The sequence below is a fragment of the Roseofilum sp. SBFL genome (assembly GCF_017746885.1).
Taxonomy (GTDB): Bacteria; Cyanobacteriota; Cyanobacteriia; order Cyanobacteriales; family Desertifilaceae; genus Roseofilum.
Window position 1 is genome coordinate 35,114 of record NZ_JAGHZH010000184.1, and the last position, 21,205, is coordinate 56,318.

The window sequence follows — 21,205 nt, forward strand, 5'->3', positions numbered from 1 at the left end:
TTTGTTTTCGTTGAGTTAAGGAATAATCTGGAGATGATCACAGTTCAAATACAAAGCTTACCAGATCATTTTTACCTAATGTAATGCGATCGCCGGTTTTTAAGCGATAGCGATTGCCTGGACTTAGGGGTAAGTGATTAATATAGGTTCCATTGGAACTTGCGAGATCTTCGATGTAATACTCGCCGTTTTCAATGCGAATAGCAGCATGAACCCGCGAGACTACATCTGCGTGGGCAAAACCAGAAACATCTATATCTGGGGGAATACGGTCATTGGGTTTCCCGATATGTAAAACCGAAAGATGATTGGATAACTCAAGTCGATCCTTGGTAGAGAGATGAACCAGGGAGGCACTGGCTGATTGCAGTTCAGTTAACCGGTTTATTTTGACTGGAGTGGAGGGTTCGGCTTCCACTTCTGTTATTATGGATAATTCGGAGCTAGAGCTGGCAATGGGTTCCGGAGTCACCAGAGGATCGGGTTCGACTAAGGGAGGAATTTCTAAGACTTCTTCCTCTGCATCAAGATTGGCGGTGGAAACAGACGTAACTTTTAAGGCGGTTCCACATTGACCACAAAACGTGGCATCTTGCTGAACGGCTGCTCCACAGTTAGGACAAGTCGTTAGAGCAGGAAGCTCAGTATAACAAGCTTCGCATACTTGAGCGCCATCAGGGTTTTGGTGAGTACAATTTGGACAAACAATCATAGGATCAATGGAAAGGCAAGAGGCAATAGGAAAAAGATTGAATTCGATCTAATAATTTAATTGTTAATTGATTCTCCTGCTGCTGCTTCATCTAAGAGCCACCAAAGCTCTCCTTTAGGAGCAATTAAACGAGAGGGATAGGCTTTGCTGTCTCCTTCTGGAGCAAAGACTTGGGTTAAAGCGTTGATTTTATTAGCTCCAGCGACTAGAAAAATGACACAGCGAGCCTCATTAATCAGAGGAACCGTAAAAGTAAGACGGGGTTGGTCATCTTTATTACCGACGGTGACCCGGCGATCGCCGACTGCTAAAGCTTCAGTATGGGGAAATAGGGAAGCCGTATGCCCATCATCCCCCATCCCTAACAAAATAATATCGAAGGCCGGAAACTCACCAGACGACTTACCAAAAAACTGCTGTAAGTGAGTATCATGGGTTTCGGCATCCTGTTGGGGGTTTTGCGCTCTGGTGGGCATGGCATGGATATTCTGTGGGGGAATAGGAACCTGATTAAGCCAGGCTTGGCGAGCCATATTTTCATTACTATCCGGATGAGTGCAGGGGACATAGCGCTCATCTCCCCAAAAAACATGAATTTTGTCCCAGGGAAGAGTTTCTTTACTCAGAGCTTCATAGAGTGGCTTAGGGGTACTGCCTCCAGCGAGGGCAATGGTACTGTAGCCATGGGAGGCGATCGCCGTTTCTATTTTTTCTTTCACTAAGGCAAGGGCGCGGCTGACGAGAGCGCCTTTATCCGGTAAAACTTCTATGATTTTAGTCATGTTCCCAACAATAAAAGAGGTAAGCGTGAGCGATTTTCCCGATTTATCTTCCCCATTATCTAGCCTATGCCAACTCCTAGTCTTTACTCGATATCCAGAATTGGGTAAGGCCAAAACCCGCTTAATTCCTGCATTAGGAGTGCAGGGAGCGACGGAATTACATCGTCAACTGGCCGAATGGGCGATCGCCCAAGCACGGCAGCTACAAGATCGCCATAAAGGGGCAATACAGCTCGTGGTTTATTTTACAGGCTCAACTGTTCAGGCCATGCAGACCTGGTTAGGTGCTGATCTAGTTTATCGCAGTCAGGGACAAGGGGATCTAGGGGAAAAACTCTACAGGGCAATTGAGCAGAGTTTTGCTGAAGGAATGGAGCATATCGTTGTTATCGGAACAGACTGCCCCAGTCTCACCCCAGAACTTTTTGCCCAAGCCTTTCATACTTTAGGTTCCCACGATTTAGTCCTCGGCCCAGCCGCTGATGGGGGTTATTATTTAATCGGTCTATCACGCCCCATCTCTGAATTATTTCAAAATATTCATTGGGGAACCTCAGAAGTTTTTTCCCAAACCCTCAATATTGCCCATGCTTTAGAATTATCCTATGTTCTCTTACCGGTTCTCCCCGATATTGACCGCCCAGAAGACTTACAGTGTCAATTAAAAATTAATCCTTAAAAATCATTGAGGAATCGTCCCTCTCTGTGTCTATTCGTCTCCATTTTCCTCTCTTCCCTACTCCATTTCCTGAAGCGTTTTCCATCCCGGTTGCCATAGGGAACGGTCTTTAAGTTGGGCGGCATTTAACCAAAAGCGAACATTCGGGTCACAAGAAGCCACTATTTCCGCAAAAATAAACTTTCCTTGATTTTTACGGTTGATCACTTGAAAATGTCGCCATCCCCAAGTCGTTTGTTGGGCGGTCCATTTCGAGCCAACTAGGAAAGGGAATTTTTGTTTTTTAGGCATGATCTGTAGGTTAAATGGATAGAGGATATTCTTGGGTAATAAAAGCGATAATGCCTTGGTCATCAAATTCAGAGATAAATTCCATAATGCGATCGCAAAACGGGTAGTAGATGGTATCTAATGCTCGCAGTCTAGCCACTTCTGCTTCAATACCATCAATATATCCCACAGCCGCCGTTTTTACTAACCCTTGCAATTCTTCCTGGGGAGGGTAAACCAACTCCACTGAAGACCCCAAGGAGGGAGGCGAATTTGCCTCTGGAACTTCTTCATAAATCCAGGTCAGATTTAAATACTTTTTCAATTTACGTAATAATAACTCTATATCGACAGGTTTGGGGAGAAAATCATTGCAACCCGCCACTAAACTATTCTCCTGATCTTGCTTTAATACACTCGCTGAAGAAGCCAGAATAATGACTCGATTGTCACCACTCTGACGAAGTTGACGCACCATTTCAAATCCATCTAACTCTGGCATGACTAAATCAGTAATGATAAAATCAGGTTGGAATTGATGATAGTGTTCTAAACCCAATTGGCCATTCTTTGCTTGTGCCACTTCAAATCCCAGTGGGGATAAAACTTCGAGAATCACTTTACGATTGACAATTTTATCATCAACCACGAGAATCTTTTGGCGTTGACCAACATAACCAATAATTTTTCCTTGTTCGTTTTGAGTGGAAGAGATCGACCAATTTTTGGCAACTGGGACATTGATTTCAAAACTAAATTGACTGCCTACATCGAGCTGACTTTGAACTTCAATTTTTCCTCCCATCATTTGTACAATTTGACGAGTAATGGCCAATCCTAAACCCGTGCCTTCATGTTTATGGGAATTGGCTCCTACTTGTTCAAAGGGTAAGAAAATTTTCTGAATTTGCTCAGGGTTCATACCCACACCGGTATCCCCAATTTCAAAGCGTAAGGTGGCGGTAGATGCAGGAGAAATTTGACTCAGATGAATAACAGAAAATACGATTTCTCCTTGATTGGTAAATTTGGTGGCATTCCCTAATAAATTGAGCAGGACTTGGCGTAAGCGTTTATCATCAATATCAATTCCCTGGGGTAAATTAGGATCGATGACACAACCAAATGCCAGTCCTTTTTCTTCAGCTTGGATACGGATGACTTCAGCTACACCACTAATGAAGGAGGGAAAATGAATTTCTCTAGGGAGCAGTTCCATTTTTCTGGCTTCAATTTTGGCCAAATCTAGGACATCGTTAATCAGGGTTAGGAGATGGGAACCGGCGTCTTCAATAACCATAATTCCTTCACGTTGTTTGGGTTTGAGGTCACTCATCCGTTTCAGGATTTGGGTATAACCCAGGATACCGTTCAGGGGGGTGCGTAATTCATGGCTCATATTGGCCAAAAATTCACTTTTGGCTTGGTTGGCTTTATCAGCCGCTTCTTTTGCAGCTTTTAGGGCAATTTCGGCTTGCTGGCGATGGTATGATTCAATGGCAAGGTTCACGAGATCGCCGATAGAACGGGCGACATTTGGTTCTTCTTGAGTCCAATGGCGAGGTTGGGTGGTTTCCATGCACATTACGCCCAGGAGCGTTTGCTGTCGGCGAATGGGAATTTCCAGCATGGAATGGATTCCTAGAGGAGCAAGATAGGTCTCTTTGAGTTCCGAGGTACGCTCATCATTGCAAGCATCGTTGACAGAAATTACATTTTGGGTTTTTAGGGCTTGGGCATAGCGGGGATAATCTTGGATGGGGAGAAGATCGCCTTGGGTGTGACTTCCTAGAGCCGGGATGAATAAGTCAGCACAGTACCATAGGGTACTTTCGGGTTCAATGAGCCAAATACTGGTGCGGTCAACTTTGAGGATTTGGGCGATCGCCTCAGTTAGTTTTGGTAAACTCTGGTTTAAGTCCCCTTTGTGTAATTGGGAATCGCCAGCGAGTTCAGATAAAACCTGGTTGTGTTGAGTGAGCAGATGAGTACGTTCGGCAACTTGTTGTTCGAGTATCTCAAGCTGATTGCCAATTTGAGCTGCCATCTCATTAAAGGTTTGGGCAAGAGTGTCTAATTCTTGTATGCCTTGAACTTGTACGGAATTTCGGCGTTTCCCAGAGGCAAAGGCAGCACTGGCCTCCCGCAGTTGTAATATGGGATCGGCAATCCACCGAGAAGTCAAGAGTCCCAATCCAACAGCGACAATCAATGCGCTAATGCAGACGACAAGGATGTGCTGTTTATGGCTCTCAAGAGTGGCGTTAAAGTTAGATTCAGGGACAAAAAGCACAATTTTCCACTCTAAGCCGTAGGGGTCGGCATAGGGGATAATATGGGCAAAGTAATGCTCACCATCTAAGGACAGTGTGGTTAAGGTGGGGATGCTTAGGGCGGTTTGGTGAGTGTGTAGAAGGTCGATCAGTTGACGGGTGAGGAGATCTTGACTCTGGGTAATGGGTAGGAGCGTTTTGGTGTCTGGATTAAAGGGGGTTTCTTGGGTGGAACTGGCAATCAGGTTGTTTTGGCGATCGAGAATGAGGATTTTTCCGGTTTCTCCTAGGTTAATTTTGCTCAGAAATTGGCCGAGCTGATTGAGTTTGAGGGTGGTGTTAATAACGCCTTCCACTCTACCATCGGTATCAATATCAAGGGGTTGTAAGGCGGAGATTAAGAGGACAGGCTCAAGATAGGAAATATCTGGATTGCTCCAGGTTGGTTTTCCGGTCTCGACGGCAGTTAAATACCAAGGTCGTTTGCGCGGATCGCGATCGCTTAATTGAGTAGCTAGAGTGGTACGATTTCCTTGGTTATCAGTGTTGTAGGAGCGGAAAGTGTGGCGATCGCTAGGAGTAACGGTATTAATCACCAAAGTACCATCCGCTAGACGTTCTCCTGTTCGTTGTTCCCCTTGGTTATTGGCTATAGCCGTAAAACTTAACTCTGGGACTTGTTGGATTTTTTCCCATAGATAATAATCCCATCCGTCCAGGTTTTCCACCTCCAGTAACCCTGATTTGATCGCCCCTAGATGGGAGCGGTTCACCCGATGAGGGAGTTCTAAATAGGAAGATAAACGCTGTTCCACTTCGGAACCAATTTCAGTGGTCAATCGTTCTACCATCGTTTCTAACATTTCGTGGGCATTGCGAAAGGAGAGCCAACTGACTAAACCCACGGCTAGCATAATTTGCAGGAGAAAGGGCACGATTAAGACCACTTGCAGAGGAAAGTGGGGTTTCAAGGGCAAGGATTTCATGGGACAGATATAGATCGGGGGTGCGCTACTTTAGATGGTATCTTAATTTCCTCTATTTCCTATTCCCTAGCCTGAAGCGCTCTAAGCAATCCCTAAAATGCCCATTATACCTCGATCTTCATAATCGAGGATATGACAATGGTAAACGGTTTTGTCGATCAAATCTTGATTACACTAATCTCCTCGTAAAGCCGATCGTGTGGCACTTTGACTCACCTCCTGATATAAGGTTTTTAAATAAGCCATTAACGATTTAGACTCTGGGGCTTTGGTTCGTTCGGTTACAATTGGCCCTAGCACATCTAACACTGTTTCTAGATTCACTGGCGGGGCAATGACCACGAGGGATGACTCTAACTCGCGATCGTAGCGCCAAAACTGGTCTAGAGCAACCTTCGGGTAAGTCAGGGGTGGGGGTTTGCTGCTAGCACTTTCTGGCCCAATTCCGCGCTTTTCGCGCAGCGCAGAGATAATATCATCCTTACTCTTTCCGCGCAATTGAAACAGTACAAAGGGATCGGCGCTGAAGCGATCGCCCAATAAATAATACACGGCAGCGATATGTTTACAGGGATTTGCGGGATCGGGACAACTACATCGTGAATGGACTTCACCCAGCGTAAACGGAAATAAGCTTAACCCATTGGCAGCAAATACCGATTCAATATTATCCGGCATTTCTCCAGCTAACAATTTCGCCACATAAATTGCTTTTTCCGATAAAGTCTCAATCACATTATCCCAATCTTCCGAGGTAAAGGCATCTAACCCAATGGAAAGGCGATAAGGTTCGGGATCGGTTCCTTGCACCTCTGCCACCACTTTTTGCTCTTGAAACTGAATGGATAATACATGACCTTCCCGCGCATAATTTCGACCCCGTTCTAGTCTTTTCTTAAACCGATAAGAATTGAGCAAGTCTAACCATTGCTGCGTCCACCATTCTCGCTCGATGCCATAGGAATTCATATTTCTCTCCTCGTTTAACGAATTAATCTTTCCTTTTGTAGGAAAGCATCTGCTAGTGTTCGGTTGTTTCTGATTGTATCCCAAGCAGATACTGTTGCCACAGAGGATGGAGGTAAAGGTGCGATCGCTCTGTTGCACCTCTTTTTTCCACTAATCCTCGTCTTCCTAGCGATCGCATCGCCTCCCATAACTCGGATTTCGAGAACTGGCGATCGGTCAATTTTGCTGCCAGATCGACCCCTTCCTCCTGACTCGCTAACCAAGTCATCACTCGTTGTTCTAAGTCTGATAATCGCTCTAACTGCTCCTCTAGAATAGGTTTTAAGTCTCCTAAAAATATCTCCTCGTCATTCTCTAAAAATTGGGAAACTTGACCATTACAGAGTTCCCGAATAGTTGCAGCGATAATCGTTAACCAGACGGGATGTCCTTGATACAAGCTTATTAACTCTGGCCAGTTTTCCTCATCGGTTAATTTCTGTTCTCTCAAAATTTCCTCAGCCTCAGATTCTAATCCTTTCAGGTGCAAACTGCGGGTGTGTTGATGCGTTTCTTCTAAGGTGGCAATTTCTCTAGGTTTTTCCCAACTCAAGAGAATTACACAACTGTAGTGCAGTGTTCTGGCTATTTGTTTAAAGAATCTGCCATAGTCTTTATAATTTGCTAAATATTCACCCGCGAGTTGACCGCTTTGAAAAAGACTCTGCACATCATTGAGGATGACTAAACAGCGAGTGTGGCGAAAAGTGTCAAGAAGGGTTGGGAATGGGTTCGGTTGAGATGGGGCCAAAAATTCTTTCAGTTCGGTTTGCAGCGTCGATAAGGTAGGAGTATGGCTCAGACTGCGCCAGATAATAGCGTCAAATTCTGTGTGGATCTCTTCGATGAGTTTGAGAGTGAGGGTGCTTTTGCCAATTTCACTCACACCGTAAATGGCGATCAAGCGCGTCCGATCTTCTAATATCCACTGTTTCAGCGTGGAGAGTTCTGTGGTGCGGTTGTAGAAGTCGGTGAGTTCTGGTGCGTCGGTTAAGTCGATGATGGGTGAGTCTGGGGAAGATGGCGATCGCTGTTGGGTATCTTGAATAGTTTGTATGAGTTCACCTCCAATAGTCACATTATCAACTTGTACTAAACAGTGACCTGATTGAGAACATGGAGAAACTCTATGCTGTTTCTCTACCTTAGAACGAAAATTATATTTCTTCAGGTTATCTCCTAATTCTTCCCGCAGCTTATCCCATAATTTAGCGGCTTCTTTCTTAACATGAGATTCACTACAATGAAAATCTTGAGCAATTTGAGGATATTTTTTTCCTTCCCACGAACCTCTCAATATAGCTGACTGTATAGATGTCAAATTTTTTCCCGTTTTATCCAACATCAACTGGTCAACCCATTGTAGTATATCTTCAAGATCGTTCATAACTTAAGATACATCTAGATATTTCTTGTAAAATACTCTACTAAATCCTACTTTGTCAACTCAATTGTACCAAATCCTACTAAATTGACTCAAGATATTTAGAAAAATTGTGTACCAAATGTCCTGTTTTAGGGTGGTCGCCTAGAAATATTACACGCTAAGATTAGTGAAATTTCAAGCTTATCAGGTTTTTGATCGGTGTAAATCTTTTATACACATTTACTAACAGGGTAAGCAAGCTAGTGATTCCCACATTTAAGGAGAATAAAGATGGCTAAACAGTCTAAACGTGCTGAAATCGGAGAAAAAGTTGCTATTGGTGTTGCTGCTGGTGTAGCTACAAAACTTACTTTAGGAGCTATTGGTTCTGTTGCAACAGGGAACCCTGCGCCCTTCTTGGCCGCTTTGCACATTGCCGCTGCGGCTGGTAGTGCTGGTGCTGCTGCTTCTGGAGGCAATAATTAAATTTTAATTCACTAAACCTGTAGGGGCGTTTCATGTCGTCAAGCGAAACGGCCGTTCGCCCCTACAACCATGTCTCAATGTTGTTCAAATCTACTGTATACCTTTATTTCTCCCCAAACTCTGCCTCTATCATTCGCTGCACCACTTCCAGTCTGAAGGTAGGGTGGGCAGGATAAGGTACAATATTCTTCAAATTCTACACAGATATCCTGCCCACCGCACCTGCTGAAAAAAATCAGGGAATGAAGATTCTCATAGAGCCTTTATAGTTGTCAATTGTCAGCACAATCTCGATCAGACGTTCTGCACAAATTTCTCGATATTCCGAATCATTCAGTAATTTATCCGCGTTACCAATCGTAATTACCGGGAGTGAATTCGGGGTATTTTCTTCCCGCATCACTTGCTCTAAGGAATTATTGCCTTTCATCGTGCGATTAGCTGTGAGCAAAATCATCTCATTTTCTTGTGCCAGTCGCCAAACAACCCGATCGTCACTATTGATTGGTAATTCCATTTGTTCAAAAGTGAAAAAACGAATGGGAACGATATCGAGCCATCCTTGATTGACAATAGAGCCAAAGAAAACCAGTGCATGTCCATTGAGATTATGGTCGATCAAAAAAAACATGCTTTAGCCTCGCGTTTGGCTTTGGCTGCTCGCAGTTTTTCCCATGCCGCTTCAGTTCCGGGTTTCGGGGGCATGGCGGCAATTTTGGCAATCAGATCGCGATTTTTTTCCTCATAATATAGCCGCAGTTCTTCCGCTTCCTTCAAAACTTGCTGATATTCCGCTTCAACCAGAGCGCGATTTTCTTCAATATACGTTAAAGCGTCGTTAATTTGTGCTTCAGTCAGGTCAAATAATCCCCGGATAAACTTAGGGGGATATTGAGCGGTCACATAGTCCATAATATCGTAGATTGTAATCCGTGTCCCGGCGATGGTTAGTCCTCGTTCTGTACGGATAATTCCGGTTTGTTCATTGGATGGGTTGGTCATGATTTTTTCCGAAAGTCTAGTTGCTGAAGATCAATTTTATTTTAAGCCAACAAATTAAGCTGTGGCAAATTCGGTGAACTGCCGTTTGCTAGGATGATGGAACCCTAAAACAATATCATTTTGAGGAATGCCCGCAGCGAGTAAATCATCGACAATACAGAAATTCGTTACATCTTGTTCCACCCAAACTTTGCTATCTTTAATTTTCAAATAGATAATGATATGCTGTACTAGCTTTTCAGCCTGCCAGCCAAAGCGAAACCAAAGATATTCATCTCTAATTTCATCTAAAGCTAGGCGATCGCTGACTTCACATTCAGGATTTTTCTGAACTTGATTGATTTTCATACCATAATATTCGGTCAAAATTCGTTTTATGATCGAGCGGTAATTTTCTAAGTCAGCCATTTGACCAGTTCCTCCTTCACTGTATCTACTACCATTAACAAAACTCGATTATCTTTAATCACTGCTTGCACAGATTTTCTTTGAAAAAAATCTTCATAGACCAGACAATCAATCGCTAAATACAGGGTATATTCTGGTTCAGTACGTTGAATCAGATTTCGATATACAATGTATTGTCCCAATGCCCCATGAAAGTCATACATTAGGGATTTTCCCACAAAACTTTTGACTTCAACAACTATTTTTTTGCCTTCTCGTTCTGCGGCAATTGGTTTTTCGGCTGCTAGATCCGCATAAAGTTCAGCATCTTCATATTTGATGAAGTAAGGATCGTCGGTAATGAGCCAACCATCTTTGATTAAGGCATTCTTGACTGCATCATGATAAATGTCTTTGGCAGGCATAGTGCAAGGGAGTTGGTAGTAATTTTATTGTATACTACATATTTTAATGACTTTGGCACAACAAGTGAGGATATCTTCCAAGTACAGATGCACACTACGCGACATAAATTGCCTCCTGTTCTACGGTAGAACGAATCAGAGGTTTGAGCATTACTCGACTCACCAAATCTACTCGCGTCCCTAAACGATTTTCCAGATAAAACTTGACATCCATATAGCGATCGAATGTCACCAATCCGTCAAATTCTACTAAAATATCCACATCACTATCCGGTGTGGCTTCATCCCTAGCAACAGAGCCAAATATCACCAGCGAAGTTACTCCGAACTCTTTTAAGGCTTGCTGGTGTTGTGCTAAAACCTCCAATACTTTGTCCCGTTGCATCATACTCTAGCCTCACGAATGATATGCTGTACTAGTTTTTATCCTTCCAGCCAAAGCGAAACCAAAGATATTCATCTCAGCGCCTATCCACTCTAACTAAAATTCCTCAAATTATCCAAAATGATTAGTGAATTAGATCGAGTTGTTTTAACCACAGATTTACCAGAATATCATTTAAAAACTGGCGATATTGGTACAGTGGTTTTAGTCCATCAAGAAGGCTTAGGCTATGAAGTAGAGTTTATAACCATTGCCGGGAAAACGATCGCGATTGTTTCTTTATTTAATGCTCAAGTTCGGGCGATCGGTGACAGGGAAATTGCCCAAGCACGAGTTCTGACATAATTCAGACATAATATTGTAGTGGGAATACTAATTACAACCGCACCGCGTCACCGATGGAATCTAAAAGCTCGTTAACCCACAGCAAACCCGGTATGAGGACGCACCTCTGGGGGATGAAATCCTAAAACAATCTTCTCCTTGGGAATACCTGCGCGCAACAAATCATCTGCGATTCCATCCTCCAACCCGTCCTCATGAATCCAAATTTTATCCCCCACTACCTCCAAATGAACGATGCAACCGTGAACTCTACGTCTCTGTTCGTATCCCCAAGTCATAAACAGATAATGTGTTTTATCATCACTCACAATCAAACGGCGTTCCACCTCACTAAAACGATAGGGAAGGTCGGCATATTCATTTAAAATCGGATAAATAATTGCATAATATTGAGCTATTGTATCCATTCGAGAATCACCTCCTCTATTTCATTAAACACTAATAATTTAACAATGTTTCGCCGTAGAAGTAACTGCCCGATTGGTTGCTCAAAAATATCCTCATAAGCTGATTGTTTAATCGCCAGATAGAGATCCCTGTTTTCTTGCTGATCCAGTATAATCTCACTATAAAGAACATATTGACCCAGCGCCTTTTCCAGATCGTTGACTCGCGATAGACCGATGAAACTTTTAATTTATACTGCAATTCTTTGATGATCTTTCTGCGCCGCAATTAACTTTTCTGCTCCCAAGTCCACAAATAAATCCTTCTTGCCGATAGACAAAATTAAAGGATCGTCAGTAATTGTCCACCCATCCTTAATTAAAGCATTCCTGACCGCATCGTAGTACATATCCTTAGCAGGCATCACTCCACTTCCTCAATTTCAAATCCCACCCTACTTGCTACTGACATTTTTGGTCACCCATGTTCTGCTAGTCTTATGACTGGTCTAATAATAACAAATCGCGCAGTTGATTGGAATCTAAACTGGCTAACCAATTTTCTCCCGAACTTACGACTTGTTCGGCGAGTTCCTGCTTGCTGGCAATCAAATCGTTAATTTTTTCTTCTAACGTACCTTCGCAGACAAATTTATGCACTTGCACATTCCGAGTTTGACCAATGCGAAATACTCGGTCTGTGGCTTGATTTTCTACGGCTGGATTCCACCATCGGTCAAAGTGAAAGACATGATTGGCGCGGGTTAAATTCAAGCCCACACCGCCGGCTTTTAGGGATAAAATAAACAATTTTGGCCCTTGAGGATCGTGTTGAAAGCGGTCAATCATTTCTTCCCGTTGCGCTCGTTTGGTACTTCCGTATAAGAAAAAGACTTCGGATTTAAATTCTTGTTCTAAATAGGGTTTGAGCAATTTACCCCATTCAGAAAACTGGGTAAAAATCAAGGCCCGATCGCCAACATCAACCACTTCGTCGAGCATGTCCCGCAAGCGCATCAGTTTCCCTGAATTTTCCGGCTGTTTCAGCTTGCGCTTCTTCAAGAATTGTTCCGGATGGTTACAAATCTGCTTTAACTTCGTCAGCAGCGCTAATACTTCCCCATGGCGTTGAATGCCTTGCGCTTGCTCGATTTCGGCTAAGGCTTTCTCTACCGCCTCTTGATAGAGCTGTTTTTGCTCGTCCGAGAGGGGACAGAAAACAGTCATTTCCTGTTTTTCTGGCAAATCTTCGATAATGGTGCGATCGGTTTTCAAGCGCCGCAGGATAAAGGGTTGCGAGAGCGATCGCAGAGTTTGCAAGGATTCGCGATCGCCATATTTCTCAATCGGAATCGTAAACCGGCGCTGGAAGAACTGCCGATTGCCCAAGTATCCAGGATTGAGAAAGTCCATAATTGACCAGAGTTCTTGCAAGCGATTTTCTACTGGCGTTCCCGTTAAGGCAATGCGAAACTCTGAAGTTAACTCGCGCACAGATTGAGACTGTTTGGACTCTGGATTTTTGATATTCTGAGCCTCATCTAAAACTATCCCTTGCCATTCTACTGCTTGCAATTCTTTTTGGTCTCGAAAGACTAGGGGATAACTGGTAATCACTAGATCTTTCCCCTCAATGGCTTTGACAAACTCCTTATTTTTAATGCGTTTCATTCCATGGTGAAGCAGCATTTTTAAACTGGGGGCAAATCGTTTAACTTCCCGTTGCCAATTGCCTAAAACAGATGTGGGACAAACCAATAATGTCGGTTTTTTGAGCTTTTTTTGCTGTTTCAAAACTAACAAAAACGCCAGAAACTGAATGGTTTTCCCCAGTCCCATATCGTCGGCTAAACACGCCCCTAAGCCCCATTGCTCCAAAAACGCTAACCACCCCACACCCCTAGATTGATAGGGGCGCAACTGTCCGTTAAACGTCTCTGGAGGGGCGATCGCCTCAATCCTACGCGGCTCCATCAAACGGGTCAGTAATTCCCCCAACTGCTCCGAAGCCTGAAAGTCTACTACTGGCAGCTTTTCCACCATCTGCGTATCCCCCGTACTGATGCGAAGAGCATCTTCGAGGGATAAACTCATTTGGTCTTTACGCTTGGTAAAAAACTCCTGAGCAACGCGCACATCTTGGGTACGCAACTCCACCCACTCCCCATTAATCTCCACTAAGGGAGAATCTAAGGCTACCAATTGGTCAAATTCTTTCTTAGAAACTCGCTGTCCTCCTAGGGTTAATTCCCACTTAAATTGCAATAAACTTTGTAAACTTAAGCGATCGGTTTTCTTCCGTTTGGGCGTGTCAGCCACCAAGCTCAATCCTAAGCGATTAGAAAAGCCTTGTTCCGGTGCAAGAGACGAGGGCAAAATTACGCCCAATCCACTTTCTCGCAATCGCCCCACTATGGATTTAAGGAAGTCATAGGCTTGTTGGGGATTAAGCCGACAAAACAGGGGTTGGGAAGTGTTTAAGCTCTCTTCTAACGGAGGAAAAATGCGCGAGGCTAATCCTAATCCAGCTAAAAAAGTTTCTTGAGGATAATGAATGCTATAGCCTTCATAGATGAGAGATTCTACAGGATTGCTCCAAATGGTATTGGCATCGACAATACAATCGGGATTTTCGACCGATTGTAATCCATATTCTAGTAACCAATCCTGACTTTTTCCTTGGGGAGGATGGAGTTTTAAGACAGTGCTAAAAGCGCTCTCCTGATCCAAGTGTTCGATAGGAGCCATCCACTTCGTGAGGGTGGTTTTGAACTTTTCAAGTTCTGGGGTGGGGGAGAGGGGTTTACCGCTACTATTTAAGCTTTGCAGCCATTGGGCGATCGCCCCTTTCACATTCGGTAAGGGAGTCTCCTGTTTCTGGATCTGGGCATTCAAAGTTTGGCTCAAAAAATCCCACAGCAAGGGTTTGGGCGCAGTGGGAAAATCCAGTTTAAGGAACTCTTCAGCCGGTTGATAGGTGTGGCAACTGCCCGGCATGAGAGTGCTAAACTGGCTAAACCGGTGGCGATCGCTCTGACTATCGAGTAACGGTTGCCATTGGGCAATGAAAGAACCCTCCCCCTCAGTCGTGAGGGCAGGTAAGAACTTACACCGCGCTAATAAGTCCAGACTCCAGCGGCTAATATGAGACCAAAACCGTAGATCGGAGCCTAACCAAGCTGGGCTAGAATCTAATAACCCTAGGGGCAGACTTTGCAGAAAGGGCAGGGTTTGCTGGGGAGTCAGACAGAGCGCTTCAATCTGCCAAGGGTGAAGGGTAATATCTGGATTTTCTTCCTCAGCGATCGAGTATAGAGGAGTACAGATAATTCCGGGAGTTTTCTTGCGTTTTGATTTCGATGCAGATGCTGGAAACTGGAGCAGGGTGGGTAAAGCCAGTTGCAGGGGGGCGATCTCCACTGTCTCCAAATCAGGTAAAGCCCTTGGCACCGACTCCAGGATCTGACTTGACTGTAACCAGGATTGCAGTTCTGTCGCACTCAGGGCAAAAGGGTGAGGCGAAATGGCAAAGGGTGAGGGAGTGCATTCTTCCGGGGCAACTCTGCGCCAAGTTTCTGCCCAAATCACAAATTGATGTTGAGTTAACCAACTCCCGTGTAAAATTGCCATGCGATCGTATTTTTAAAGTTGAGTCAAAGTGAGGATACTTCAGGGGCGACTACACTCAATTTCTCATAGCCACCTAATTTCAGTAACCATATCACGACAATGACCCAATGGATCAGGGCGGGTATCCACAAACAGCCACTATAGGCATAGGATAGGGTGCAGATTACCCCCAACAAAGCCGCTAGGGTAAGAAATATGGGGTGTTGAAAGACTTTTCGTCCAGGAGGAAAGAACAGCAACCCGTTAATGGGATGATAGAGAATAAATAGGATCAAGCTGATGCTTCCCCAAAGGAGCCATTGGCTTAAGGTCGGAGAATTTTGAGGGTTTGGCAACAATAATACCCGAAAGACTACTTCTTCGGACAGTGCGGGAGTCGCGATCGCCTGAATCATAACTTGTAATTGGATTTTTTTATTCCTAACCAGGGTTCGACTCAAAAATTGGCTATAAAATCCTAGGGGAAGGGCAATTAGAGCATAGAATCCTAGGAGTAAGGCAGCGATCGCTAGACTTCTCAGGCTCGGTAAATGGATTAGGGTTATACTAAACCGATGGGAAAGATCGCTGACTATAGTATCTATCATCATCTCTAAATAGGTAATGAATTCTTAAGGTAATTAGGTGACCAAGATCCCAAAAACTATAGTCCAGGGCAAACTATAATTTATGAATAGTTGCCAGCCAACTCAGATCGATATTTGGGAAGCATCATGATCTTTAGCGTGAAGTCCAAACTCTACGAACGGCTTCAAACTCGCCGGGTTCAGTCCGGCGACTCGATCTTTTATGAAGGCGATCGCGGAGACTTCGCTTATATTCTCGAAGAGGGAGAGGTAGAAATCTGGACTCAGGTAGAAGAAAAACGTCGGGTTCTCAATCATCTTAATCCTGGCTCCATGTTTGGTGAAATTGCCCTAATTGATGGTCAACCCCGCTCTGCTTCCGCTACCGCTTTAACCGATGTCATTCTCACCGTCGTCACCAAGGAACAGGTTAACCGACGCATTCAAGAAGCCGATCCTTTGTTGCGAATGTTACTGTTGATGGTGATGCGCTATTTTCGCTCAGAAACTCAAAATTTCCGATCGCGCACTAACTCTTTAGCCCCTAAATTTTTTCTAGAGAAACTCTACCCTAACATCAATCCCCAAAAAGGTCTCTCCTTTCGACTCACAGAAGCGGTAGATTTGATCCGCATGGAAAATGAGTTACGCACCGCCTTGGATGAAGAACAATTTAAGCTAGTTTATCAACCCATCATTAATTTAGAAACCCACACCATCACCGGTTTTGAAGCCTTAATTCGCTGGCAGAGTCCCAACCGAGGATTTGTTTCTCCAGATGAATTCATTCCCTTGGCAGAATCGACTTCTTTAATTGTGCCCATTGGTCAATGGGTAATAGAAACCGGGTTAGAAGCACTTAAGACCCTTCAAAAACGGGTCAACTATCCCGTGAGCATGAGTTTTAATATTGCTAATTGTCAAATTGAAGAACCTAATTTTCTAGAGTTTTTACTCAATTGTACCGATAAATATGGACTCAATTATCAGCAAGTAAAGCTAGAAATTTTAGAACGGACTTTATTTGATAGCGAGCGGGCGATTGCCTGGGTGAAGCAATGCCAGGCTTTAGGATTTCCTTTAGTTCTGGATGATTTTGGCACAGGATATTCTAGTTTGCAATATCTGAATGAATATCATCTCGATAGCCTAAAAATTGATAAGTCATTTGTCCAGGGAATGAATGTCAAAGAGCAAAATAAAAGTTGCAGTATTTGTCAAGCAATGGTCGATTTATCTAAAACCTTGGGCATGACCGTAGTCGGTGAAGGGATCGAGACTTATGAGCATTTGCAAGCGCTAAAATCCTTTGGCTGTACTTACGGTCAAGGGTATTTCTTTTCGCGACCTCTTCCTTTGGAACAGGCGATCGCCCTCTTTGAAGACCCTCGGTTTAGGGAATAGGGAATAGGGAATGGGGAATAGGGAGCGGTTAGACTTCAATGCGGCGGTCTTTTTCAAACCAGAAAACAATATCGATCGCCTTTAAGTCGGTTACCTTCACTTGGATTTCCTGGGCAATTTCATTCAAGGGAACCCGTGCCGAACTCACCAAGCGTGCAAAAAAATGGATAAAGCTCTCATCTAGATCGATAATCTTCTGAATATGGGAGTCGTGTTTCACCCAATCGGCGATCGCCTCCTCAGAAATCGACTCTGCCGGTTGATGGGTCTGTAGACTAATCTCTCTCAGAGCGCGACAGGCGTAAATCGCTAGTCGAGTAGAAAACTTATCAGCCGACGATAATAAGGCTGAATCGACCATCATCGCTTCTTCTTGAGTGAGAAATTCGACCGGTAAGCGGGAACTCATAATCGATTAAAAATTAAAAATGCTTGCATTCAACACTATTCTTTCCCACCCAACCCAGAAGCTTGAGAAACGTAAGGTTTATTTAATTGAAATTTCTGGAACGATCGCCCAAACTTAAGCTGATTCAGCCGCATTCATCAGCGGTGCAATTAAATAACCACAGCGATGTTCTCCATCAATAATCCAATGGGTGCGTTCCACCTCACAATCAGGAAACAGATCCGAAAACATCTCCAATTCATGGCCACAGACCGTCGGAAACGATTCTGCTACATCCGAAATGGCACAATGATGTTCAGTTAGCATAAATCGAGTCGCCCCATTCGGATTCTGGGCATCCGGTTCTACAGCATACCATTGGGCCATATAGCCTTCTTGCTGTCGGAGTTCCACCAACTTCTCCACTCGTTCGGCGATCGTTCCATTTCTGAGGCGATCGCGGTAAACTTGCGCCTTACGCTGCCATTGTTTCTGTAAAATCGACCTCACTTGGTCTTTGCCCACCGTTTCCGCTAAAGTATCCAGAAGAGCCACAGCAAACTCACCGTGATTATTGGGGAAGCGATCGCGCCCCTTTCGACTCAAGGAATACCAATGTTGGGGCCGTCCCATCGAAGAATTTCCCTCCTTATCCCCATGCACAACCTCATACTCAATCAACTCCTCCCCTTCCAAGTCCTTCAGGTGTCGCCGAATCGCTTGGGGACTAACCCCCAACGCCTCGGCCAAGCCCAAAGCTGTTGCTCGACCATCCTTGAGTAGGTACTCCAGAATGGTCCGTTTCGTCGAGATTTGGTGAGCGATTCCCATGATCATCACAAAACTTAATCACCACTACAGCGTACACATGATGCCAAAATTAGAATTTGACAACAAACTTGTTGCTAAACTACGCTAAAATCATAAGTAAAGCAACAATCAAGTTGTTTAAACCCATTATACTCAGTTTAATTCTGTTCGTTCATTAAAAATTTGCCCATGACCCTATCATCCCAACCCCAACAAGCCACAGAGCATAGTCTAGAAGCGATGCGGAAATTTTCCGAAAAATATGCGGACAATACCGGCACTTACTTTTGTTCCGACCTGAGCATCACAGCCGTCGTCATCGAAGGACTCGCCAAACACAAAGACGAACTTGGCGCTCCCCTATGCCCCTGTCGTCACTATGAAGACAAAGAAGCCGAAGCCAAAGCCGCTTACTGGAACTGCCCTTGCGTCCCCATGCGCGAGCGCAAAGAATGCCACTGTATGCTCTTCCTCACCGAAGATAATCCCTTTGTTGGCACAGAAAGAAATATCAGCATCGATCAAATTCGTGGTACGACCAACTCCGTCACAACATCCTAAAGCTCATCAAGGAATAGACCTCTTGCATAAGTGGGTAGAAAATAAATAGTAATGGACTAATCTTGCCTTCTTATCCCTATTCCCTGACTTCTGCAAGAAGTTTAATACACCCAGCCTTGTCCCACCAGTCAGTAGAGAACACCCACCATGTCCACTAGCGTTAAAACCCTAGTCAACCAACCCTACAAATACGGTTTCATCACCGACATTGAAACCGACAAAATCCCCAACGGCCTAAACGAAGACGTAGTCCGCCTGATTTCCGCCAAGAAAAACGAACCGGAATTCATGCTCAACTTCCGTCTCAAAGCCTACCGTCGATGGCTAGAAATGAAGGAACCGAATTGGCCCCATCTTCAATATCCCCCCATCGACTACCAAAACATCAGCTATTATTCAGCACCGAAACAGCAAGATAAAAAGAAAAGTCTCGATGAAGTTGACCCCGCTCTCCTAGAAACCTTCGAGAAACTCGGTATTCCCCTGTCCGAACAAAAACGCCTCTCTAACGTTGCCGTTGATGCCGTTTTTGATAGCGTTTCTATTGCTACAACTTTCCGGGAAAAACTCGCCAAAGAAGGTGTAATTTTCTGCTCCATTTCCGAAGCCGTTCATGACTATCCCGAACTGGTAGAAAAATATCTTGGTAGCGTAGTTCCCGTCGGAGACAATTACTTTGCGGCTCTCAACAGTGCCGTATTTAGTGATGGCTCCTTTGTGTATATTCCCAAAAATACCCAATGCCCCATGGAACTGTCCACCTATTTCCGGATTAACAGTGGAGATACCGGACAATTTGAGCGCACCTTAATTGTGGCTGATGAAGGGTCTCAGGTCTCCTACCTGGAAGGCTGTACGGCTCCGATGTACGATACGAACCAACTGCACGCAGCAGTCGTGGAATTGGTCGCGTTAGATAATGCTGATATTAAATATTCCACCGTACAAAACTGGTATGCAGGAGACGAAAACGGCAAAGGCGGAATTTATAACTTCGTGACCAAACGAGGAATTTGTAAAGGAGTCAATTCTAAGATTTCCTGGACTCAAGTGGAAACCGGTTCTGCAATTACCTGGAAATATCCCAGTTGCGTGTTAGTCGGCGATAATTCCGTCGGCGAATTTTACTCGGTTGCTCTCACTAACAATAAGCAGCAAGCCGATACAGGAACCAAGATGGTTCATGTGGGCAAAAACACCCGCAGCCGGATTATTTCTAAAGGCATTTCTGCCGGTGGTTCTGCCAACAGTTATCGGGGTTTGGTCAAGGTTAACCCGAAGGCAGAAGGGGCGAGAAACTATTCCCAATGTGATTCCATGCTGATTGGGGATAATGCCGAAGCCAATACATTCCCGTATATCCAGGTGCAGAATAATTCTGGAAAAGTGGAGCATGAAGCCTCGACTTCCAAAATTGGGGAAGACCAACTCTTTTATTTTGCCCAACGGGGAATTTCTGCCGAAGATGCCGTCTCGATGATGATTAGTGGCTTCTGTAAGGATGTGTTTAATCAACTGCCGATGGAATTTGCGGTAGAAGCGGATAAGTTATTGAGTTTGAAATTAGAAGGAACAGTGGGTTAAAGATGAGCATTTTATCAGTACGCAACCTCACCGCTAATGTGGCGGGACAATCGATTCTTAAAGGGTTAAATCTGGAAATCAATGCGGGAGAAATCCATGCCATTATGGGACCCAATGGGTCTGGAAAAAGTACGTTTTCTAAGATTCTTGCCGGTCATCCTGCCTATGAAGTCACGGGTGGCGAGGTGATTTATAAAGGTGAAAATTTGTTGGAAATGGAACCAGAAGATCGGGCAACTTCTGGGGTATTTCTGGCATTCCAGTATCCCTTGGAAATTCCAGGCGTGAGTAATTTAGACTTTTTGCGCGTTGCCTATAATTCCAAACGGAAACAAGAGGGTTTGGACGAGTTGGATACGTTCGACTTCCAAGACTTGGTAGAAGAGAAGTTAGAAGTCGTAAAAATGGATGCGGCATTTTTAGACCGCAGTGTGAATGAAGGGTTTTCTGGAGGGGAGAAAAAGCGGAATGAAATTCTGCAAATGGCCCTTCTAGAACCGACGTTATCGATTTTAGATGAAACGGATTCAGGCTTGGATATTGATGCGCTGAAAATTGTTGCCAATGGGGTTAATCAATTGACGCGTCCGGATAATGCAGTGTTGATGATTACCCACTATCAACGGTTGTTGAATTATATTGTCCCCGATTATGTGCATGTGATGGCAGATGGCCGAATTTTACGCACGGGGGATAAGGAGTTGGCTTTAGAACTTGAATCTAGGGGATATGACTGGATTCTAGAGGAAGCTCTACAGGGGGTGAAGTAG

23 protein-coding genes and 1 pseudogene are annotated in these 21,205 nt (G+C 44.3%); 7 read left to right on the top strand and 17 right to left on the bottom strand.

The features are described from left to right. Positions 1–37: 37 nt before the first annotated feature. A complete protein-coding gene (locus tag J7545_RS20145) occupies positions 38–712 on the bottom strand; it encodes an FHA domain-containing protein (RefSeq protein WP_318701485.1) in 675 nt (224 codons plus the stop codon). A 56-nt stretch (positions 713–768) separates the two neighbouring features. Next, the gene (gene pgl / locus J7545_RS20150; protein WP_318701486.1) at positions 769–1,494 is read right to left on the bottom strand and encodes a 6-phosphogluconolactonase; all 726 of its coding nucleotides are present in this window, start codon (positions 1,492–1,494) and stop codon (positions 769–771) included. Positions 1,495–1,519: 25 nt separating this feature from the next. Between pgl and J7545_RS20155 the strand changes: the two genes are divergently transcribed. Beyond that, positions 1,520–2,173, top strand: coding sequence for a TIGR04282 family arsenosugar biosynthesis glycosyltransferase (locus J7545_RS20155; RefSeq protein ID WP_318701487.1), 654 nt, complete (start codon positions 1,520–1,522; stop codon positions 2,171–2,173). A gap of 57 nt (positions 2,174–2,230) precedes the next feature. Here J7545_RS20155 and J7545_RS20160 read toward each other — a convergent pair whose 3' ends face one another. The 4 genes from J7545_RS20160 to J7545_RS20175 all read right to left on the bottom strand — a co-directional run bounded on the left by J7545_RS20160 (position 2,231) and on the right by J7545_RS20175 (position 8,097). Further along, the gene (locus J7545_RS20160; RefSeq protein ID WP_318701488.1) at positions 2,231–2,464 is read right to left on the bottom strand and encodes a TIGR02450 family Trp-rich protein; all 234 of its coding nucleotides are present in this window, start codon (positions 2,462–2,464) and stop codon (positions 2,231–2,233) included. Between the two features lie 10 nt (positions 2,465–2,474). After that, entirely contained in the window at positions 2,475–5,702 is a 3,228-nt protein-coding gene (locus J7545_RS20165) for an ATP-binding protein (protein WP_318701489.1), read from the bottom strand. Between the two features lie 174 nt (positions 5,703–5,876). Further along, positions 5,877–6,671, bottom strand: coding sequence for an SWIM zinc finger family protein (locus J7545_RS20170; RefSeq protein ID WP_318701490.1), 795 nt, complete (start codon positions 6,669–6,671; stop codon positions 5,877–5,879). Positions 6,672–6,723: 52 nt separating this feature from the next. Next, positions 6,724–8,097, bottom strand: coding sequence for an NB-ARC domain-containing protein (locus tag J7545_RS20175; RefSeq protein ID WP_318701491.1), 1,374 nt, complete (start codon positions 8,095–8,097; stop codon positions 6,724–6,726). A gap of 270 nt (positions 8,098–8,367) precedes the next feature. On the opposite strand from J7545_RS20175, the gene J7545_RS20180 reads away from it, so the two are divergent. Next, on the top strand, positions 8,368–8,562 hold the full coding sequence (locus tag J7545_RS20180) for a hypothetical protein (protein WP_318701492.1): 195 nt from the start codon (positions 8,368–8,370) through the stop codon (positions 8,560–8,562). Positions 8,563–8,797: 235 nt separating this feature from the next. Here the strand turns inward: J7545_RS20180 and J7545_RS20185 are convergent, their stop codons facing one another. The 5 genes from J7545_RS20185 to J7545_RS20205 all read right to left on the bottom strand — a co-directional run bounded on the left by J7545_RS20185 (position 8,798) and on the right by J7545_RS20205 (position 10,761). After that, positions 8,798–9,193, bottom strand: coding sequence for an ACP S-malonyltransferase (locus J7545_RS20185; protein ID WP_318701493.1), 396 nt, complete (start codon positions 9,191–9,193; stop codon positions 8,798–8,800). Continuing rightward, positions 9,181–9,564 carry a DUF433 domain-containing protein gene (locus tag J7545_RS20190; RefSeq protein ID WP_318701494.1) on the bottom strand — a complete coding sequence of 128 codons (384 nt, stop codon included), beginning with the start codon at positions 9,562–9,564 and terminating at the stop codon, positions 9,181–9,183. The genes J7545_RS20185 and J7545_RS20190 overlap by 13 nt, the downstream gene beginning before the upstream one ends. A 54-nt stretch (positions 9,565–9,618) precedes the next feature. Further along, entirely contained in the window at positions 9,619–9,972 is a 354-nt protein-coding gene (locus tag J7545_RS20195; RefSeq protein ID WP_318701495.1) for a XisI protein, read from the bottom strand. Beyond that, entirely contained in the window at positions 9,960–10,376 is a 417-nt protein-coding gene (locus J7545_RS20200) for a XisH family protein (RefSeq protein ID WP_318701496.1), read from the bottom strand. The genes J7545_RS20195 and J7545_RS20200 overlap by 13 nt, the downstream gene beginning before the upstream one ends. Before the next feature lie 94 nt (positions 10,377–10,470). Then, positions 10,471–10,761, bottom strand: coding sequence for a nucleotidyltransferase family protein (locus J7545_RS20205; protein ID WP_413038710.1), 291 nt, complete (start codon positions 10,759–10,761; stop codon positions 10,471–10,473). A gap of 120 nt (positions 10,762–10,881) precedes the next feature. On the opposite strand from J7545_RS20205, the gene J7545_RS20210 reads away from it, so the two are divergent. Beyond that, positions 10,882–11,106, top strand: coding sequence for a DUF4926 domain-containing protein (locus tag J7545_RS20210; RefSeq protein ID WP_318701498.1), 225 nt, complete (start codon positions 10,882–10,884; stop codon positions 11,104–11,106). Positions 11,107–11,177: 71 nt separating this feature from the next. On the opposite strand, the gene J7545_RS20215 is transcribed toward J7545_RS20210, so the two are convergent. The 4 genes and pseudogenes from J7545_RS20215 to J7545_RS20230 all read right to left on the bottom strand — a co-directional run bounded on the left by J7545_RS20215 (position 11,178) and on the right by J7545_RS20230 (position 15,712). Then, the gene (locus J7545_RS20215; RefSeq protein ID WP_318701499.1) at positions 11,178–11,513 is read right to left on the bottom strand and encodes a XisI protein; all 336 of its coding nucleotides are present in this window, start codon (positions 11,511–11,513) and stop codon (positions 11,178–11,180) included. Beyond that, positions 11,501–11,917, bottom strand: a pseudogene (locus J7545_RS20220) (XisH family protein). Before J7545_RS20220 ends, J7545_RS20215 begins: the two are co-directional and overlap by 13 nt. 73 nt (positions 11,918–11,990) lie before the next feature. Then, positions 11,991–15,122: a DEAD/DEAH box helicase gene (locus J7545_RS20225; protein ID WP_318701500.1), complete on the bottom strand. Its 3,132-nt coding sequence runs from the start codon at positions 15,120–15,122 to the stop codon at positions 11,991–11,993. Between the two features lie 23 nt (positions 15,123–15,145). Next, positions 15,146–15,712, bottom strand: coding sequence for a type II CAAX prenyl endopeptidase Rce1 family protein (locus J7545_RS20230; RefSeq protein WP_318701502.1), 567 nt, complete (start codon positions 15,710–15,712; stop codon positions 15,146–15,148). A 123-nt stretch (positions 15,713–15,835) separates the two neighbouring features. Here J7545_RS20230 and J7545_RS20235 point away from each other — a divergent pair, with 123 nt between their 5' ends. Then, positions 15,836–17,092 carry an EAL domain-containing protein gene (locus J7545_RS20235; RefSeq protein ID WP_318701503.1) on the top strand — a complete coding sequence of 419 codons (1,257 nt, stop codon included), beginning with the start codon at positions 15,836–15,838 and terminating at the stop codon, positions 17,090–17,092. 28 nt (positions 17,093–17,120) lie between these two features. Here J7545_RS20235 and J7545_RS20240 read toward each other — a convergent pair whose 3' ends face one another. Both J7545_RS20240 and sufR read right to left on the bottom strand, forming a co-directional pair. Beyond that, positions 17,121–17,501 carry a hypothetical protein gene (locus J7545_RS20240; RefSeq protein ID WP_318701504.1) on the bottom strand — a complete coding sequence of 127 codons (381 nt, stop codon included), beginning with the start codon at positions 17,499–17,501 and terminating at the stop codon, positions 17,121–17,123. Between the two features lie 114 nt (positions 17,502–17,615). Next, positions 17,616–18,311, bottom strand: coding sequence for an iron-sulfur cluster biosynthesis transcriptional regulator SufR (gene sufR, locus J7545_RS20245; RefSeq protein ID WP_318701506.1), 696 nt, complete (start codon positions 18,309–18,311; stop codon positions 17,616–17,618). Positions 18,312–18,479: 168 nt separating this feature from the next. Here sufR and J7545_RS20250 point away from each other — a divergent pair, with 168 nt between their 5' ends. The 3 genes from J7545_RS20250 to sufC all read left to right on the top strand — a co-directional run bounded on the left by J7545_RS20250 (position 18,480) and on the right by sufC (position 21,205). After that, entirely contained in the window at positions 18,480–18,851 is a 372-nt protein-coding gene (locus tag J7545_RS20250; protein ID WP_318701507.1) for a ferredoxin-thioredoxin reductase catalytic domain-containing protein, read from the top strand. A gap of 147 nt (positions 18,852–18,998) precedes the next feature. Next, positions 18,999–20,435 carry a Fe-S cluster assembly protein SufB gene (gene sufB, locus J7545_RS20255; RefSeq protein ID WP_318701508.1) on the top strand — a complete coding sequence of 479 codons (1,437 nt, stop codon included), beginning with the start codon at positions 18,999–19,001 and terminating at the stop codon, positions 20,433–20,435. Between the two features lie 2 nt (positions 20,436–20,437). Continuing rightward, positions 20,438–21,205 carry a Fe-S cluster assembly ATPase SufC gene (gene sufC / locus J7545_RS20260; RefSeq protein ID WP_318701509.1) on the top strand — a complete coding sequence of 256 codons (768 nt, stop codon included), beginning with the start codon at positions 20,438–20,440 and terminating at the stop codon, positions 21,203–21,205.

What these genes read in the sequence shown, in the direction of transcription:
- J7545_RS20145 (WP_318701485.1), bottom strand. Translation starts at nt 712, where the DNA reads ATGATTGTTTGTCCAAATTGTACTCACCAAAACCCTGATGGCGCTCAA.
- pgl (WP_318701486.1), bottom strand. Translation starts at nt 1,494, where the DNA reads ATGACTAAAATCATAGAAGTTTTACCGGATAAAGGCGCTCTCGTCAGC.
- J7545_RS20160 (WP_318701488.1), bottom strand. Translation starts at nt 2,464, where the DNA reads ATGCCTAAAAAACAAAAATTCCCTTTCCTAGTTGGCTCGAAATGGACC.
- J7545_RS20165 (WP_318701489.1), bottom strand. Translation starts at nt 5,702, where the DNA reads ATGAAATCCTTGCCCTTGAAACCCCACTTTCCTCTGCAAGTGGTCTTA.
- J7545_RS20170 (WP_318701490.1), bottom strand. Translation starts at nt 6,671, where the DNA reads ATGAATTCCTATGGCATCGAGCGAGAATGGTGGACGCAGCAATGGTTA.
- J7545_RS20175 (WP_318701491.1), bottom strand. Translation starts at nt 8,097, where the DNA reads ATGAACGATCTTGAAGATATACTACAATGGGTTGACCAGTTGATGTTG.
- J7545_RS20180 (WP_318701492.1), top strand. Translation starts at nt 8,368, where the DNA reads ATGGCTAAACAGTCTAAACGTGCTGAAATCGGAGAAAAAGTTGCTATT.
- J7545_RS20185 (WP_318701493.1), bottom strand. Translation starts at nt 9,193, where the DNA reads ATGTTTTTTTTGATCGACCATAATCTCAATGGACATGCACTGGTTTTC.
- J7545_RS20190 (WP_318701494.1), bottom strand. Translation starts at nt 9,564, where the DNA reads ATGACCAACCCATCCAATGAACAAACCGGAATTATCCGTACAGAACGA.
- J7545_RS20195 (WP_318701495.1), bottom strand. Translation starts at nt 9,972, where the DNA reads ATGGCTGACTTAGAAAATTACCGCTCGATCATAAAACGAATTTTGACC.
- J7545_RS20200 (WP_318701496.1), bottom strand. Translation starts at nt 10,376, where the DNA reads ATGCCTGCCAAAGACATTTATCATGATGCAGTCAAGAATGCCTTAATC.
- J7545_RS20205 (WP_413038710.1), bottom strand. Translation starts at nt 10,761, where the DNA reads ATGCAACGGGACAAAGTATTGGAGGTTTTAGCACAACACCAGCAAGCC.
- J7545_RS20210 (WP_318701498.1), top strand. Translation starts at nt 10,882, where the DNA reads ATGATTAGTGAATTAGATCGAGTTGTTTTAACCACAGATTTACCAGAA.
- J7545_RS20215 (WP_318701499.1), bottom strand. Translation starts at nt 11,513, where the DNA reads ATGGATACAATAGCTCAATATTATGCAATTATTTATCCGATTTTAAAT.
- J7545_RS20225 (WP_318701500.1), bottom strand. Translation starts at nt 15,122, where the DNA reads ATGGCAATTTTACACGGGAGTTGGTTAACTCAACATCAATTTGTGATT.
- J7545_RS20230 (WP_318701502.1), bottom strand. Translation starts at nt 15,712, where the DNA reads ATGATGATAGATACTATAGTCAGCGATCTTTCCCATCGGTTTAGTATA.
- J7545_RS20235 (WP_318701503.1), top strand. Translation starts at nt 15,836, where the DNA reads ATGATCTTTAGCGTGAAGTCCAAACTCTACGAACGGCTTCAAACTCGC.
- J7545_RS20240 (WP_318701504.1), bottom strand. Translation starts at nt 17,501, where the DNA reads ATGAGTTCCCGCTTACCGGTCGAATTTCTCACTCAAGAAGAAGCGATG.
- sufR (WP_318701506.1), bottom strand. Translation starts at nt 18,311, where the DNA reads ATGGGAATCGCTCACCAAATCTCGACGAAACGGACCATTCTGGAGTAC.
- J7545_RS20250 (WP_318701507.1), top strand. Translation starts at nt 18,480, where the DNA reads ATGACCCTATCATCCCAACCCCAACAAGCCACAGAGCATAGTCTAGAA.
- sufB (WP_318701508.1), top strand. Translation starts at nt 18,999, where the DNA reads ATGTCCACTAGCGTTAAAACCCTAGTCAACCAACCCTACAAATACGGT.
- sufC (WP_318701509.1), top strand. Translation starts at nt 20,438, where the DNA reads ATGAGCATTTTATCAGTACGCAACCTCACCGCTAATGTGGCGGGACAA.